Source organism: Vibrio sp. 10N.261.51.A3 (assembly GCF_041471965.1).
Taxonomy (GTDB): Bacteria; Pseudomonadota; Gammaproteobacteria; order Enterobacterales; family Vibrionaceae; genus Vibrio; species Vibrio crassostreae_C.
In genome coordinates this window covers 45,289-62,305 of the sequence record NZ_JBFRPK010000015.1, presented here as the reverse complement: position 1 = coordinate 62,305, position 17,017 = coordinate 45,289, and the positions used below count along the sequence as shown (strand labels likewise).

At 44.6% G+C, this 17,017-nt stretch carries 14 protein-coding genes and 1 pseudogene; 4 read left to right on the top strand and 11 right to left on the bottom strand.

Going from position 1 to position 17,017, the window contains the following annotated elements; genetic code table 11:
• Positions 1-8: 8 nt before the first annotated feature.
• Positions 9-557, top strand: coding sequence for a rhombosortase (gene rrtA, locus AB4371_RS04310; RefSeq protein WP_372082542.1), 549 nt, complete (start codon positions 9-11; stop codon positions 555-557).
• Here the strand turns inward: rrtA and AB4371_RS04305 are convergent.
• The 8 genes and pseudogenes from AB4371_RS04305 to AB4371_RS04270 form a co-directional block, all read right to left on the bottom strand.
• Positions 548-847: a helix-hairpin-helix domain-containing protein gene (locus AB4371_RS04305; protein ID WP_017060617.1), complete on the bottom strand. Its 300-nt coding sequence runs from the start codon at positions 845-847 to the stop codon at positions 548-550. The genes rrtA and AB4371_RS04305 overlap by 10 nt on opposite strands.
• Before the next feature lie 224 nt (positions 848-1,071).
• Positions 1,072-2,937 carry a peptidylprolyl isomerase gene (gene ppiD, locus AB4371_RS04300; protein ID WP_102429106.1) on the bottom strand — a complete coding sequence of 622 codons (1,866 nt, stop codon included), beginning with the start codon at positions 2,935-2,937 and terminating at the stop codon, positions 1,072-1,074.
• A gap of 218 nt (positions 2,938-3,155) precedes the next feature.
• On the bottom strand, positions 3,156-3,449 hold the full coding sequence (locus AB4371_RS04295; protein ID WP_012604504.1) for an HU family DNA-binding protein: 294 nt from the start codon (positions 3,447-3,449) through the stop codon (positions 3,156-3,158).
• A 168-nt stretch (positions 3,450-3,617) separates the two neighbouring features.
• Positions 3,618-5,969, bottom strand: a complete 2,352-nt coding sequence (gene lon, locus AB4371_RS04290) for an endopeptidase La (RefSeq protein ID WP_017060619.1) — start codon at positions 5,967-5,969, stop codon at positions 3,618-3,620.
• Between the two features lie 132 nt (positions 5,970-6,101).
• Complete coding sequence (gene clpX / locus AB4371_RS04285) at positions 6,102-7,382, bottom strand: ATP-dependent protease ATP-binding subunit ClpX (RefSeq protein ID WP_009847283.1); 1,281 nt, start codon at positions 7,380-7,382, stop codon at positions 6,102-6,104.
• An 81-nt stretch (positions 7,383-7,463) separates the two neighbouring features.
• Complete coding sequence (gene clpP, locus AB4371_RS04280) at positions 7,464-8,090, bottom strand: ATP-dependent Clp endopeptidase proteolytic subunit ClpP (protein WP_004736080.1); 627 nt, start codon at positions 8,088-8,090, stop codon at positions 7,464-7,466.
• A gap of 105 nt (positions 8,091-8,195) precedes the next feature.
• Entirely contained in the window at positions 8,196-9,494 is a 1,299-nt protein-coding gene (gene tig, locus AB4371_RS04275) for a trigger factor (protein WP_017106221.1), read from the bottom strand.
• A 294-nt stretch (positions 9,495-9,788) separates the two neighbouring features.
• Positions 9,789-9,971: pseudogene (locus AB4371_RS04270) on the bottom strand (hypothetical protein); the annotation flags it as partial.
• Positions 9,972-10,134: 163 nt separating this feature from the next.
• Between AB4371_RS04270 and AB4371_RS04265 the strand changes: the two are divergent.
• The 3 genes from AB4371_RS04265 (at position 10,135) to AB4371_RS04255 (ending at position 13,586) form a co-directional block, all read left to right on the top strand.
• Positions 10,135-11,955 (top strand): ATP-binding protein, encoded by a 1,821-nt coding sequence (locus AB4371_RS04265; protein ID WP_372149089.1) that lies wholly within the window; start codon positions 10,135-10,137, stop codon positions 11,953-11,955.
• A gap of 29 nt (positions 11,956-11,984) precedes the next feature.
• Positions 11,985-13,334: a sigma-54 dependent transcriptional regulator gene (locus tag AB4371_RS04260; protein ID WP_102393527.1), complete on the top strand. Its 1,350-nt coding sequence runs from the start codon at positions 11,985-11,987 to the stop codon at positions 13,332-13,334.
• Between the two features lie 78 nt (positions 13,335-13,412).
• Positions 13,413-13,586: a hypothetical protein gene (locus AB4371_RS04255; protein WP_017060624.1), complete on the top strand. Its 174-nt coding sequence runs from the start codon at positions 13,413-13,415 to the stop codon at positions 13,584-13,586.
• Between the two features lie 54 nt (positions 13,587-13,640).
• On the opposite strand, the gene AB4371_RS04250 is transcribed toward AB4371_RS04255, so the two are convergent.
• The 3 genes from AB4371_RS04250 to AB4371_RS04240 form a co-directional block, all read right to left on the bottom strand.
• Positions 13,641-15,002 (bottom strand): TRAP transporter large permease, encoded by a 1,362-nt coding sequence (locus tag AB4371_RS04250; RefSeq protein WP_017060625.1) that lies wholly within the window; start codon positions 15,000-15,002, stop codon positions 13,641-13,643.
• A gap of 2 nt (positions 15,003-15,004) precedes the next feature.
• The gene (locus tag AB4371_RS04245) at positions 15,005-15,760 is read right to left on the bottom strand and encodes a TRAP transporter small permease (protein WP_029235189.1); all 756 of its coding nucleotides are present in this window, start codon (positions 15,758-15,760) and stop codon (positions 15,005-15,007) included.
• 64 nt (positions 15,761-15,824) lie between these two features.
• Positions 15,825-16,820 carry a TRAP transporter substrate-binding protein gene (locus AB4371_RS04240; protein WP_016788636.1) on the bottom strand — a complete coding sequence of 332 codons (996 nt, stop codon included), beginning with the start codon at positions 16,818-16,820 and terminating at the stop codon, positions 15,825-15,827.
• Positions 16,821-17,017: the final 197 nt, after the last annotated feature.

The following is a 17,017-nucleotide window of genomic DNA, read 5'->3' as shown; positions in this document are numbered from 1 at the left end:
GATTTAATGTGTACCCTGTTTTAATTTTCATTTCACTTTTATGCGTCTTATTCCAATTTGAGCCAATACAAGCTTGGGTCGTTTGGGATAGCAATGCGATTGCCGATAGGCAATGGTGGCGAATCCTAACAGGAAACTTTTCACATACCAACTACTCGCATCTTCTGATGAATCTAGCAGGCTTGTGGATCATCAGCTACCTGTTTCAACCGAGTAAAAAACAGCTTGTTGTTGCTTTGCTTGTGATCAGTTTAGTGACTGGCGTCGCTCTGTTGTTTTCAAGTATTCAGATCTACGTTGGCCTATCGGGCACTTTGCATGGGTTGTTTGGCTTATTCGCGCTCAGAGAGGCTTTAAACGGCAGGAAGTCTAGTTGGCTGTTAGTATTCGGATTAGTCGCTAAAATCGCTTGGGAGCAGCTTATTGGCCCTTCTAGCACGACTGGTGAACTGATTAATGCTCGTATCGCGATTGAAGCCCACCTAGCAGGTGCATTGGCCGGAGGCTTCATATCTATCGCTTCATTTCTAACAAGTAGAAAAACGGGTCAAAGTTGAATTCTTTCGCGGTTCTTTTCAACCGTCGCTTCACCTATCCCTTTGACACTCACCAAATCATCAGCAGTAGTAAATGCCCCGTTCTGATCTCTGTAATCGACGATTTCTTTGGCTTTCTTGTCACCCACGCCAACCAATAGTGCTGAAAGTTCTTCTGCCGTCGCGGTATTGATGTTGACCGTAATCTCAATGCCTTCGTAAAGCTCAGCCTTGGTTGGGCTGTCTGCAAACACGGCAGGGCTTAAGAGCATCAGAAATGAAAGAATTAGTGTTGAATATATCGTGCGCATAAATAGTTCCTTTGTTCAAAAAACGTAACTTATGCATTTGCCGCGCTAGATAACACAATCACCAGATAAAAATAAAGCGGATCACCTAAGTGACCCGCTTCGTTATACATCTTATTTTCATCAGCTTGTTTGTTGGCTCACAAATCTGAATTAAAGCCTAACAATCACGTGTTGATTTCAGTAGTAAGCTCTAACTTGAGCTTGCTACTGAGGTAATCAAACGCTTACTGACCTTGACCCACTACGTAGTATTCAACGTCTGCGTTTTTACGAAGTACGTTTAATACGTTAGTCAGGTCTTGCTGGTTACCAACTCGCTCCAACTGTGCACCAATTTGAGTGCTGTAGGCTGGGTTGATCTCAGCCGTTACTTTAGAAAGCTCAACAACAACGATATTACCGTCTTGGTCTTTAGATTGACCGAACACAGCTTGACCTGCTTCTGGTTTCGCTAGAGCGAATACAGATGCCGCTAATGGCGAGTTACGGTCAATCGTTTCAAGTTCAGTGAACTCAAGGTTGTTGTCCGCTAGTACTGCTTCATTGCCTTGCTCAAGTTCGTTCACTAGAGAAACACCTAGCTCAACCGCTTGCTGCTCTGCTTGTACAGCAGACAGTGCAGCGACAACTTGATCTTTCACTTCAGCTAGAGGAAGAACTGTCTCATCACGAGTCTCTTCTACACGAACAACAATTACGTGCTCAGGTGCAACTTCGATAACTTCCGAGTTTAGACCGTCTTCTTTCACTTCAGGGCTCAAGATAGCTTGCATAACTGCAGGCGTCATCAGAACTTCTGGAGCGTCAACTTGAGAGATGAAATCTGTCGTTGTGATCTTCGCGTTGATAGCTTCTGCAGAATCAACTAGAGAATCTGGGAATTCAAACGCTACTTTTTCTAGCTCAGTTTGTTGCTCGTAGAACTGATCAACTGCGTGTTGGTCTAGAAGCTCTGTCTTAATCTCTGCCGCTACTTCAGTGTAAGGCTGAGCTTGAGACGCTTTTAGTTCGTCTAGCTTGATGATGTGGTAGCCGAAATCAGATTTAACTAGGCCAGTAGTATCGCCAATATTCTCAAGAGCGAAAGCCGCGTCTTCGAATGCAGGGTCCATAACATCGCGCTCAATCCAACCTAGGTCACCGCCAACGTCTGCACTACCGAAGTCGTCAGATTTCTCTTCCGCTAGCGTAGCAAAATCAGCGCCTGCATTTAGCTCGTCTAGGATTGCCTGAGCTTTCGCTTCGTCATCGCCTTGAACTAGGATGTGGCTAACTTTACGTTGCTCTTCCGTTGAGTACTTGTCTAGGTGCTCTTGGTAGTATTTCTGTGCTTCTTCATCGCTTACTTCAAGCTGAGACTTAAGCGCTTCAGCAGAAAGCTCAATGTAAGATACCTTAGCTTGCTCTGGACGAGTGTAAGCTGCTGGGTTCTCTTGGTAGTACTGTTCGATTTGCTCGTCAGTTAACTCGATGTCTTTTGCAAGGTCAGCAACAGACAGTGTCACTGTGCGAATGTCACGAGTTTGTGCGATAAGCTTGCTCTGAGTATCGATTTCGCCCTGAAGAACGAATTCGCTGCCTTGAAGTGCAGTCACAAGCTGGTTGCGCATTAGGTCACGACGCATGTATTCAGCGAAGCTCTCTGCGCTGAAACCTGCACGACGTAGTGCCGATTGGTAAACTTCTTGGTCGAATTGACCCGCCGTTTGGAACTGAGGCATTTCTAGAATCATGGTGCGGATTTGAGAATCACTGATTCGTAGGCCTAGAGACTCAGCTTGCTGCTCAAGCAGTACGTCATTGATCATGCGATCAAGTACTGATTTACGGAAAGACTCTACGTAAGCAGGGTCTGCAAGCATTTGCGCGAAGTAATCGCCAAGTTGAGACTGCATACGATTACGTTCGTTTTGGTAAGCCTGTTCGAACTCACCACGAGCAATTTCTGTGTTGCCAACTTTAGCTGCTGCGTTGTTACCGCCACCGGTGATGTAGCTGCCTACACCTGCGAATACGAATGACAGGATAATCAACCCAAGGATAATTTTTACCGCGATGCTATTCACGCCTTCGCGTAATCGATCCATCATAATTTAAGTGCTCTCCGGATATGAAGCATTGGCTTCAAAATAAAAATCTATTCACGCGATATTATCAGAAAAAGAAATGCGCATCAGTAGGATGCGCATAATTTAAATAAGTTCAATGTGCTTTGTACACATACTGTTTAAGAATGAAACATCATTTTTCAAACAGTAAACGCATTTTACTGCCTTCCCCTCTTAAATGGAGGTTTCAGCAGTGAAAATTAGTTACATGCGTCTTTAAGTGCTTTACCCGCTTTGAAGCCAGGTACTTTAGCTTCTGCGATTTGGATCTCTTCACCAGTTTTTGGGTTACGACCTGTACGAGCAGCACGAGTACGAACACTGAAAGTACCAAAGCCAACAAGTGCAACTTGGTCACCAGATTGTAGCGTTGTGCCAACTGCTTCGATGAATGCGTCTAGAGCGCGGCCAGCTGAAGCTTTAGAGATGTCTGCGTTTTCTGCGATTGATTCTACTAGTTGTGTTTTATTCACTGTTTTTCCCCTATGTGTCATCTGTGACTACTTCTGATGACTGTACGTTCCATTTTGGTTTTAATTTAGCCGAAAGCCTTATTGCAAAAGGGCTGCCGCTTTGATCAATAACTTAGCGTCCAAAAAAAACGCTGACAAGCCTTTTCGGGCCTATCAGCGTAATTCTTTACTTATTTTTGCTATGCATCACTATTTTTTCACGTCAAACTCGACCCCTGACGGATCTCGTTCTAGCGCGACTTTGAGTACTTCATCAATCCACTGAACCGGGATCACCTTCAAGTCAGCGATTACGTTGTCTGGAATCTCTTCCAAATCACGCTCATTGTCTTTAGGGATCAGTACAGTTTTGATGCCGCCACGGTGTGCAGCAAGCAGTTTTTCTTTCAAGCCACCGATAGGTAAAACTTCACCACGAAGGGTAATTTCACCTGTCATACCGACCTCTGCTTTAACCGGGTTACCCGTCAAGCTAGAGACAAGTGCAGTACACATTGCGATACCCGCACTCGGGCCATCTTTCGGTGTAGCACCTTCTGGTACGTGAACGTGAATGTCACGTTTTTCGTAGAAATCTGAGTTGATACCCAGTTTTTCAGCACGAGAACGAACCACTGTCATTGCCGCTTGAATCGACTCTTTCATCACGTCGCCAAGTGAGCCAGTTTGCGTTAGCTTACCTTTGCCCGGCATTGCTTCGGTCTCGATAGTCAGTAGATCACCACCCACTTGAGTCCACGCTAGGCCTGTTACTTGACCGATACGGTTGCTTTCATCCGCTTTACCGAAGTCGTGGCGTTGAACACCTAAGTACTCTTTCAGGTTATCAATGTTAACCGTTACAGACTTAAGATCGCTGTCTAGCAAGATGTTCTTCACTGCTTTACGACAGATCTTTGAGATTTCACGCTCTAGGCTACGTACACCCGCTTCACGCGTGTAGTAACGAATGATGCCGATGATTGCAGAGTCTTCAATCTCAATTTCATGAGGCTTAAGACCGTTGCGTTGAACTTGCTTGTCCAGTAAATGGCTCTTAGCAATGTTCAGCTTCTCATCTTCTGTGTAACCAGATAGACGAATCACTTCCATACGGTCCAGTAGAGGCCCAGGAATGTCCATCGAGTTCGATGTTGCCACGAACATAACATCTGACAGATCGTAATCTACTTCTAGGTAGTGATCGTTAAATGCGTTGTTTTGTTCTGGATCTAGAACTTCTAGAAGTGCTGAAGATGGGTCGCCACGCATATCAGAAGACATCTTATCGATCTCATCTAATAGGAACAGTGGGTTCTTAACACCAACTTTAGACATCTTCTGGATCAGTTTACCCGGAAGTGAACCGATGTACGTACGACGGTGACCACGAATCTCAGCTTCATCACGAACGCCACCAAGTGCCATACGCGTGTACTTACGACCCGTTGCCGCAGCAATCGAACGACCTAGCGAGGTTTTACCTACACCAGGAGGACCAACAAGACAAAGGATTGGGCCTTTTAGCTTGTTGATACGGTTTTGTACTGCCAAGTATTCAAGAATACGTTCTTTAACACGCTCTAAGCCGTAGTGGTCTTCGTTTAAGATCTCTTCCGCTTTCGCTAGATTCTTTTTCACTTTTGAACGCTTAGCCCAAGGAACGCCCACCATCCAATCAATGTAGCTACGTACTACTGTTGCTTCAGCAGACATTGGCGACATCATTTTCAGTTTTTGCAGTTCTTGCTCGGTTTTTTCACGAGCTTCTTGAGGCATCTTAGAGTCTTCGATCTTCTTCTTCAGAGTCTCGAATTCATCAGGAGCGTCGTCCATCTCGCCAAGTTCTTTCTGAATCGCTTTCATTTGCTCATTCAGGTAGTACTCACGCTGAGATTTTTCCATTTGCTTCTTAACGCGGCCACGAATGCGTTTTTCAACTTGCAAGATGTCAATTTCTGACTCCATTTGGCCCATCAAGAATTCCAGACGTTCAGTCACATCTAAGATTTCTAGAACGTGCTGCTTGTCTACCAGTTTAAGTGGCATGTGTGCAGCAATCGTATCAGCAAGGCGAGCTGCCTCATCAATACCGTTCAGAGATGTTAGAACTTCTGGTGGAATCTTTTTGTTCAGCTTAATAAAGCCTTCGAATTGATTGATCGCGCTGCGAACAACCACTTCTTGTTCTTTTTCGTCAAGTTCTGAGGTTACAACGTATTCTGCGTCCGCTAAGAAAAACTCACTTTCTTTGAATTGGTGAATTTTTGCACGCTGCTGACCTTCGACAAGCACTTTAACAGTACCATCAGGGAGCTTTAGTAACTGAAGAATGGTAGCGACAGTTCCTACTTTAAATAGGTCGTCAATTGAAGGCTCATCAGTGTCCGCTTCTTTCTGCGCTACAAGTAGTACTTGTTTGTTAGCTTCCATTGCCGATTCAAGGCAAGTAATCGATTTTTCACGACCAACAAACAATGGAATAACCATGTGTGGGTAAACCACTACATCACGTAGAGGTAGCACGGGGATTTCGATACGCTCGGAACGTTCCAAGTTCATATATTTCTCTCTTCCGCTTTAACTTATAAAGCAGTATATGGGGCTTAAACGACTGGATTCAATGGAAGAATAAAAAAAAGGAGGTAATTGCTTACCTCCTTTTTCAATTTGAGTGACTTGTCTAAAAAAGACCTACTCTGCAACAGCTGCTTGGTTATCTGAGTTGCTGTAAATTAATAGTGGTTCTGACTCACCATTAATTACCGACTCATCAATCACAACCTTGCTTACATCAGTTGAAGATGGCAGTTCGTACATAGTTTCTAGTAGAACACCCTCCAAGATAGAACGTAGACCACGAGCACCTGTTTTACGGTTCATTGCTTTCTTAGCAATGGCACGTAAAGCATCTTCACGGAATTCTAACTCTGTATCCTCAAGCTCAAATAATGCTGCGTACTGTTTTGTAAGTGCATTCTTTGGCTCACATAGGATTTGGATTAGCGCTTCTTCATCAAGCTCTGTCAGTGTTGTTGTCACAGGTAGACGACCAATGAATTCTGGAATCAGACCATATTTCACTAGATCTTCAGGTTCTACTTGAGTGAACAATTCACCGATAGTTTTGGTTTCATCTTTTGAACGCACTTCTGCGCCAAAGCCGATACCTGAACCTGTTTCTACACGCTGTTCAATCACTTTATCTAGGCCTGCAAACGCACCACCACAGATAAATAAGATCTTAGACGTGTCCACTTGCAAGAACTCTTGCTGTGGATGCTTACGACCACCTTGAGGTGGAACTGAAGCTACTGTACCTTCAACAAGTTTTAGTAGAGCTTGCTGTACACCTTCACCAGACACGTCACGCGTGATTGATGGGTTTTCAGCTTTACGAGAAATCTTGTCGATTTCATCGATGTAAACAATGCCGCGTTCCGCTTTCGCTACGTCGTAATCACATTTCTGAAGCAACTTCTGGATGATGTTTTCAACATCTTCGCCCACGTAACCCGCTTCGGTTAGTGTTGTTGCGTCTGCCATTGTGAAAGGAACGTCTAGGAAACGAGCCAATGTTTCAGCCAGTAGTGTTTTACCACTACCAGTAGGACCGATAAGAAGAATGTTACTCTTACCTAGCTCTACGCCTTCAGCTGTCGTATCACCATTACGTAAACGCTTGTAGTGGTTATAAACTGCAACTGCTAGCACTTTCTTCGCGTATTCTTGACCGATTACATAGTCGTCAAGATGCTCACGAATCTCACGCGGCGTTGGCAGCGATTCCGATTCTTTCTTAGGAAGAACATCTTTAATTTCTTCACGAATAATGTCGTTACAAAGATCGACACATTCATCACAAATGTAAACAGAAGGACCTGCGATTAACTTGCGAACTTCGTGTTGGCTTTTGCCACAGAAAGAGCAGTAAAGCAGTTTACCGCTACCACCCTCTTTGCTTTTATCTGTCATTCGCTAACCTCTTAGCCTTAACTCTCTATGCTTGAGTGTATATCAATTTGAATCACTTTGCGTTAAACAATTGCCCTGCAATTATTGACCGCGGTGATTAAGAACTGAATCCACCAAGCCGTATTCTACTGCTTGATCAGCAGACATGAAGTTATCACGATCTGTATCGCGCTCAACAACTTCTAGAGGCTGACCTGTGTGCTCTGCCAATAGTTTGTTTAGCTTTTGTTTGATCGTTAGGATCTCTTGCGCGTGAATTTGAATATCAGACGCTTGGCCTTGGAAGCCGCCAAGTGGCTGGTGAATCATTACACGTGAGTTTGGAAGCACGTGACGCTTACCAGGAGTACCACCCGCTAGTAAGAATGCACCCATAGAGCAAGCTTGACCCATACATACTGTGCTCACGTTTGGCTTGATGAACTGCATTGTGTCGTAGATAGACATGCCTGCTGTTACGCTACCGCCAGGTGAGTTGATGTAAAGATAGATATCTTTGTCTGGGTTTTCTGATTCCAAGAAAAGCAGTTGAGCCACGACAAGATTTGCCATGTGGTCTTCCACTTGACCTGTTAAGAAAATGATACGTTCTTTTAATAGACGAGAATAAATATCGTAAGAACGTTCACCACGGGAAGTCTGTTCAACCACCATAGGAACTAGTGCGTCCATAATCGATGGCATTGTATTTTTTTCTTGGTAGCTCATATTCTTATGTCCCTAAAATAAATGGCCCGAATGATTAAATCATACGGACCATTGTTAGCAGAATTGTTGACCGTACGTCAACCCTCTACGTCAGATATTACTATATTAAGCAGGTTGCTGATTCATTAGCTCGTTGAAGCTAACTTCTTTATCAGAAACTTGAGCTTTAGCGATGATTGCATCAATAGCTTGCTCTTCTAGAGCAACATTGCGCATGTTGTTCATCATTTGCTCGTTTTGCTCGTAGTAAGCAATAACTTCTGTTGGATCTTCGTATGCTGTAGCCATCTCTTCGATGATAGCTTTAACTTTCTCGTCGTCAGCTTTTAGCTCTTCAGTCTTGATTACTTCACCAAGAAGAAGACCTACAACTACGCGACGTTTAGCTTGCTCTTCGAACAGCTCACGTGGAAGTTGGTCAGCAGCTTCAGTGTTGCCACCGAAACGTTGAGCAGCTTGTTGACGTAGAACACCGATTTCTTGATCGATAAGAGCAGAAGGTACGTCGATGTTGTTTTCGTTAACTAGACCGTCGATAGCTTGCTCTTTGATGCGGTTCTTAACAGCTTGCTTAAGCTCACGCTCCATGTTCTTACGAACTTCAGCTTTAAGACCTTCAACGCCGTCAGCAGCGCCGAACTTAGAAACGAATTCTTCGTTTAGTTCTGGAAGTTCACGAGCTTCAACTTTGTTCAGCTTGATAGAGAACTTAGCTGCTTTACCTTTTAGGTTTTCAGCGTGGTAATCTTCTGGGAAGTTTACGTCGATTTCGAATTCCATACCTGCTGTTTTACCAACGATACCGTCTTCGAAGCCAGGGATCATGCGACCAGCGCCCATCTCTAGTGGGAAGTTCTCAGCTTTGCCGCCTTCAAACTCTTCACCGTCGATAGAACCAACGAAGTCGATAGTTGCACGAGAACCAGCGTCAGCAGCAGCTTCAACTTCAGTCCAAGTTGCTTGTTGCTTACGTAGAGTTTCGATCATCTCTTCAACGTCAGCTTCTTTAACTTCTACTGCTGGTTTCTCAACAGTGATGTTTTCTAGACCTTTCAGCTCAACTTCTGGGTAAACTTCAAAAGTTGCGTTGAATACTAGGTCAGCGCCTTCGTTGTTTTCAACTGGTGCGAAAGTAGGTGCGCCAGCTGGGTTGATTTTCTCTTTAACGATCGCTTCGATGAAGTGACGTTGCATTACTTCGCCCATCACGTCTTGACGTACTGCTTTGCCGTACATTTTAGCAACCATCTTCATTGGCACTTTGCCTTTACGGAAACCATCGAAACGACGGTTTTTCGCGATGTTGCGTAGTTCAGCTGTAACTGCATCTTCGATGTTAGCAGCAGGAACAGTAATATTAAGACGGCGCTCTAGGCCTTCTAGCGTTTCAACAGTAACTTGCATTATATAAACCTCAAAACTGGCTCAGTAATCTGAGCATATGAGCCGTAACTTAGCTTTAATTCAAAAGCAGACGTTGTTGGCTGCATCCTTGTGTAGTGCTCTATCCGAACACCTAATTTAAAATCGAGCATTGATGTCTGAATTGATTATTCAACCAAACACCAGACTAATCAGCGATATCTTCGTTCTTCACACGTCGATTAAAACGCAATAAAGCTTGTTTTCAGAAACAAGAAAGGTATCTCCGATTAGCCTCAGGACAGAAATTTTAGACGCGACATTCTAGCGATCTGTTTAATCTCTGTCGAGCCGTTCACCTCTGCATGATGATGAATGCTCTAAATTCGTCCAACTAAGTGATACAAAAACGATCAAATCATCACTTAGCACAACAGAAATGGGGACAATAGCGACTTTTTCAAGGGAATCGAGGGCTTTTTTTGCTAAAAACCTTAAAAAGAGATCTTGCTCTTGTTTTACCCCTCAGAGTCGATAACTTTTTCAACAATCCCCGTTACAAACCCTTAACCTACATCCATCTGTTCACTCTCTGCTTTCAGCAAAAACTACCGCTATTTGCTACCATAAACGAGAGAAGACAGGCTTGATTGTTTACCAAAGAAATCAGCGGAGAGCCTTCATGTTTCAAGCTTTTAAAATCCCAATACTGTTAATGGTCACATACAGTTTACTGATGGTGTTTGGCGGTCATTGGGTGTGGAGCACGAGCCATGAAAGTTTGTTAAATGATCATCAATCTAAGCTGGACCGCTTTTCTGTTCATATTTCAAGCCAATTGGATAAGTTCGCGCACATTCCCGAGCTGCTTTCAAAAGACAAAGAGCTGGTCGATGCCCTGCACTCTCCAAGTAACTCTGCGCAAATCGAACTCACTAATCGTTATCTAGAGCACGTAAACTCGGTGATTCAAGCATCCGACACCTACCTACTAGACAGTATCGGCACCACCATTGCAGCCAGTAACTGGAATCAACCGCGTTCTTTTATTCGTCGTAACTTTGCTTTCCGCCCCTACTTTCAAGAAGCGATTATTGGCAATGAAAATCAATATTTTGCGCTAGGTTCAACCTCTGGAAAGCGAGGCTATTATTATTCTTACCCCGTCTCCTATGCCGCCGAGATTATTGGCGTCATTGTCGTAAAGATGGATTTATCGCTGATTGAAGCAAGTTGGAAAGGCAAACAGAGTTTTTTTGTTGCTGACGATAAAGATCAAATTGTATTTATGTCGAGTAACCCTGAGTGGCTGTTCAAAAGCCTTCAGCCGCTAAGCGAAGTACAACACACTCGAATTCAAGAAAGCAGGCAGTATCTCGATACAAAAATAGAAAGCCTGCACTTCTCCGGCGATTTAGACAGTGCCACCAGTCGTATTGAGTCGCCACACAAACTCGTCCAAGAGCAGTTCTTTAGTTCTTCGCGTTTCCTAGCCGAACCAAGACTCACCATACGGGTATTTTCTCCAACCCACTTAGTTTGGTGGGACTTGGTTGCTTACCTTGTGGTTTTGAGCCTAATCTTTGCGATTATTTATCTAACAATGCAGCTCAACCACCATAGACAACAAAGACGAGCACAGATAGACAGGCTGCAATCCGAAGCCAAGCAAAAACTCGAATTTCAAGTGCTTGAACGTACATCGGAGTTACATGTTGAGATCAAACACCGTATCGAAACCGAGCATGTTCTGAGGCAAACCCAAGACGAGCTCATCCAAGCCGCCAAACTAGCAGTGCTAGGGCAGATGTCAGCGAGCATCAGTCACGAACTGAATAACCCGCTTGCCGCGATTCGCAGTTATGCCGACAACGGCCGATTGTTTCTTGCCAAAGAAAAAACCGATCGTGTCGATGACAATCTATCGCGAATCTCGGCACTCACTGATCGTATGGCGAAAATCAGCCACCAGCTTCGCTCGTTCGCCAAAAAATCTACTGCGGAAGAGCTACACACCTTACAAATACTCCCAGTTTTACATTCATCGAAAGAGCTGATGAAGCCACAACTCAAGAGCGAGCGAGTTAAGGTCAACGAACTCCCTGAGACCTTTGATGCTTGCGTGCTCGCCAACGCCATTCAACTGGAACAGGTGATCATTAACCTGCTGACCAACGCGATTCAGGCGGTGGAACAACAAGATGACAAACAATTAGCTATTCTGTTAGAGATTAGAGAGTCCGACCATCAACAAGCCCAGACCTTGCTGATTCATGTCGATGATAATGGTCCCGGCTTCACCTCCCCTTCGAACGGACACTTTTTTGAACCCTTCCATACCACCAAGAAAAACGGACTTGGACTTGGGCTATCGATTTCTCAACAAATAATCAACGGAATAAATGGCAAGCTCGTTACCGGTAGTAGCCCTCAAGGCGGTGCTCGAATCAGCATAGAGTTGCCCATTGTTGGACATGAACAGCAAACAAAAACTCAGCAATAACCAGAATACAAAGAAGTAAAGGAATCACTATGTGTCACGTCTATTTCATTGATGATGAATCCGATCTAAGAATGGCGATTGAACAGAGCTTCGAGCTCGCCGACATTGATGCCGAATTCTTTCCCGATGCGGAGTCTGCTCTGCTCGCGATTCAAGAAAACGGCTTACCTCACGTGATCATCACTGATATCTGTCTACCAGGTCTATCCGGGCATGATCTGCTCAACACCGTGATGCACAAAGACAAAGAGATCCCCGTGATCATGATTACTGGTCACGGCGATATTTCAATGGCCGTTCAAGCCATCCAATACGGCGCCTATGACTTCATTGAAAAACCTTTCGCTAATGAACGCCTAATCGAAACCACTAAGCGAGCGATAGAAAAACGTCAGCTCACACTAGAGAACCTTGAGTTAAAACGTTCACTCAAAGCCAGCCAAGCGCTCGGCCCTAGAATCATTGGTGATACGCAATCCATGACTGAGCTGCGCTCCATCATCACCCATATTGCCGACACCAATGCCGATATATTATTGTTTGGCGAGACAGGTACAGGTAAAGAGTTAGTAGCACGTTCTCTGCATGAACAAAGCAGCCGTCGAGAGCAAAACTTTGTCGCGGTCAACTGTGGTGCTGTTCCTGAAAACCTGATTGAGAGTGAACTGTATGGCCATGAAAAAGGGGCATTCACGGGCGCAGAAAGCAAGCGAGTGGGTAAATTCGAGTTTGCTCAAGGCGGAACTCTATTCTTAGATGAAGTTGAATCCATGCCGATGCAGGCACAAATTCGCCTATTACGCGTCTTACAAGAACGCGTTATTGAGCGAGTTGGTTCAAACGGTTTAGTGCCACTAGATATTCGAGTGATAGCAGCAACCAAAGTCGACCTAAAGAAAGCCGCTGAAGAAGGCTCTTTCCGCCAAGATCTCTATTATCGACTCAATGTTGTGACCTTAGATTTACCGCCGTTAAGAAGCCGACAAGAAGATATCCCAGCACTCTTCCACCACTTCTTACTGGTCGCTGCGGCGCGTTATGGCAAGACTGCCCCTGCCCTTCCACAAAAGGAGCTGCACGCACTTTTGGCTCATGACTGGCCGGGAAATGTTCGAGAATTACGTAATACTGCAGAGCGTTTTGTACTTTTAGGTAAGCTTTCTCACTTATCAGACAGCGCCACTGAAACTACTCAAGAACTGTCTTTGGCAGAATTGGTATCTGACTTTGAAAAAAACACGTTGAAGCAGGCACTTATTGAATGCAATGGCAGTATAAAAGAGACCATGGAGAGGCTGCAATTACCGAGGAAAACCCTCTACGATAAGATGCAAAAGCACCAGCTAACGAAAGAATCTTATAAGGTAGAACCAAACTAAATTAGATTTGGGAGCAAGATCACCTATACTTATTTCGACAACAGGATGTTATGCAATAAATATTATAAGGAAGTGGTTATGGGTGAGAAAACAAAAGTGCCATCGATTACCGATACTTTCGAGATAGATGGTATTTTTTATGCTGACAATCATGTCGATCTACACACGCCAGAATTAGAGGCAAAACGCGCTTTGTATGAGCAGATAAAGCCTCATTCAAATCGTGGCAGAAATATAGATGAGGAGGTCTAGCGACCTCCTCATTTTTTATGGATTAAATTCCATGTCAGTGAATGACTCAAATAGCTACTTGGTTATGATCTCTGGTCCCATCAAGGTGGTTGGTAACCATGTTGATACCCAAGGTACGTAAGTGACGATAATCAGGAATAAGAACATCACCCCAACCCACGGCAATGCGGCTTTTACCACGTTCATCATCGACATCTTCGCGACACCTGCGGTCACAAACAAATTGAGCCCGACAGGCGGCGTTATCATCCCTATCTCCATGTTCACCACCATCATGATACCTAGGTGAATTGGGTCGATACCGAGCGCAATTGCAATTGGGAATACCAAAGGAGCAACGATGATCAGCAAGCCTGATGGCTCCATGAACTGCCCACCAATCAAGAGTAAAACGTTTACTACAATCAAAAAGGTGATCGGACCCAAGCCCGCAGATAGCATAGACTCAGTGATCATTTGAGGAATGCGTTCTTCGGTCAGTACATGCTTAAGAATCAGAGCATTGGCAATGATAAACAGCAGCATGATCGTCAGCTTGCCTGCATCGTAAAGTGTGTCTTTGGTGTCTTTATGGAAAAACGTTTGGAACACCTTAACCAAAGCAGGCTTTGTATTGTTCTTGTCAGCGAAAGGCCCCATATCTTTATAGATAAAGTTGGCAATGAAGAAGGCATACACCGCAGCCACTGCCGCCGCTTCTGTCGGAGTAAAGATGCCGCCGTAGATACCACCTAGAATGATGACAATCAGCAGCAAGCCCCAGCTCGCATCTTTCGCAGCTGCGAACATCTCGCCCCAGCCCACAAATGGCTGTGCCGGAATCTTCTTAATACGTGCTGCGATGTAGATAGCAATCATCAACATCACACCCGCCAGCAAACCAGGAATAACGCCACCTAAGAACATACGACCTACCGATACATCGGTCGCCGCCGCGTATACCACCATCACGATGGACGGCGGAATCAAGATACCCAAAGTACCCGCGTTACAGATAACCCCTGCCGCGAACTCTTTTGAGTAACCGTTTTTGATCATACCTGCGATAACTATACTACCGATCGCCACTACCGTTGCAGGAGATGAACCAGAAAGGGCTGCGAACATCATACATGCCACAACCGACGCCATCGCCAAGCCGCCGCGGAACCAACCTACCATCGCGATAGCAAAACGGATAATACGTTTCGCCACGCCACCAGTAGACATGAAGCTAGAGGCCAAAATAAAGAAAGGAATCGCTAAGAGTGTGTAGTGGCCTGCAAATGCATTAAACAGCGTTTGTGCGACTGAAGCTAATGACGCATCTGAGTGCATCAATAAGAATATTACGCTCGATAAACCGAGGGAAATTGCAATTGGTACACCGACCAACATGAAAGCAATTACCATTAAAAATAGAAATAACATTGCCATGATTAGTCTTCCTTACCGTTAGATTTTGTACTCGACTCATTCGCTTTGTTCTGCGGAGTCGAATTCAATACCGCTGTTGCATCTTCGTCAGGGCCCGCTAGCACGTCTGCTTTCAGCGCATCCAGCTCTTCTTCGGCTTCGTGTCCTGCAATCATGCGGTCAAGCTTGCCTGTGACGACTTGGTAAGCAACTTGAGCAAAACGGAACGTTAGCATTGCCATACCAATCGGCAGCGCCATATAAGGAATAAAACGTGGCAGTTTCTCGTATCGCTCGCCTTCATTCAGCCAGTCAGCAAGAAACTGAAGCATCTCTGGCATTGGAATATCGTCGGTCTCGTACCATGCGCGATCGGTCGCGAATGGGTACCAATAATTCCAAGAACCGATAAGAAGTAAGATTGAAAATGCTAGGCAGCTTGTCACGGCGATGAGCGCATACACTTTGCGTAGCTTTTCTGGGGCAAGGTTGATGATCACATCAACACCAATGTGGAAGTGTTTTTTAACGCCATAAGATGCGCCCACTAACACCATCCAAGCAAACATGAACACGGTCAGTTCCAGTGCCCATAAGATGTTGTCATTGAATGCGTATCGAAATACCACGTTGGCAAAAGTAAGTAGCGTCATTGCGCCAAGGAAAAATGCGATTAGTGACTCTTCAATCACATCCGTAACTCTTCCGACTTTGGAAAAAAGAGAGGTTTCCAGTGCTGATTCGCTAGAATTTGGTTGTTCCATTTGAGGCTTTTCCATAATTGACTCCGCTTATAATTGTTTTAATAAGGAGTGACGAATACTCGCCACTCCCTTAGCGGTGTTATTGGTTTGAAGCTAACGCTGCATCGATAAGGTCTGAACCGATGTCTTTTTCAAACTTCTTCCATACTGGTTGAAGTGCAGCTACCCATGCTTCACGCTGTTCAGGCGTAAGTGTACGAACCTCACCACCCGCTTCGATGATGTTGTTTTTGTTCGCTAGGTTAACTTTTGAAGATTCTGCGTTACGCGTCTCAGACACTTCTTGAACGATAGTGCCAAGCTGTGTGCGTACATCTTCAGGTAGGTCTTTCCAGAAGTCGTTTGACGTTACAACTAGGTAATCCAAGATACCGTGATTAGTTTCGGTCACGCCGTCTTGTACTTCAAAGAACTTCTTACCGTAGATGTTTGACCATGTGTTCTCTTGACCATCGATAACTTTAGTTTGCAAGCCACCGTACACTTCTTTGAAAGACATCTTCTGTGGGTTAGCGCCTAGTTGTTCAAACTGAGCCACCAATACATCCGATGCTTGAACACGGAATTTCAAACCTTTTGCATCTTCAGGGCTGATAAGAGGTTTGTTCGCCGACATCTGTTTCATGCCATTGTGCCAAAACGCAAGACCTTGCAGGCCACGACGCTTCATCGCGTTCTTCAGCTTTTCACCAGATTCTGAGTTTTGGAAACGGTCAACGGCTTCTACGTCTTCAAATAGGAAAGGAAGGTCAAAAATGCGGTATTTCTTAGTGAACTTCTCAAATTTTGACAGCGATGGCGCCGCCATTTGAACATCACCATTTAACAGGGCTTCCAGTACCTTATTATCATCGTAAAGTGTTGAGTTAGGGAAAACTTGCATACAAGCTTTTCCATTCATTTCTGTGTTTACTCGCTCTTCCAGTAAAGAAGCGGCGATGCCTTTCGGGTGCTTATCGGTATTGGTTACATGACTGAATTTAATCACGATTTCACCAGGGTCACAGTTTGCAGCAGCATTAAAACTTGTGAGCGCCAGAGCAGATACAGACAGCAGGGTAAGAGGCTTAAACATTATTATTCTCCTTAGTAAACAAAGCAGCCCTTCAATGGGAACTGCGTGCTTTCACTAAGGCAATTAGCGCGCCATATTGACACAATTCATTAACAAGCCTTTAACCGCAAGGCTTCATCAGATCTGCCTGCAGTTGTCGCTAACTCGCTACAAAAATTAATGGGTGGAAAATGACACATAGAATATTTGTAAATGGG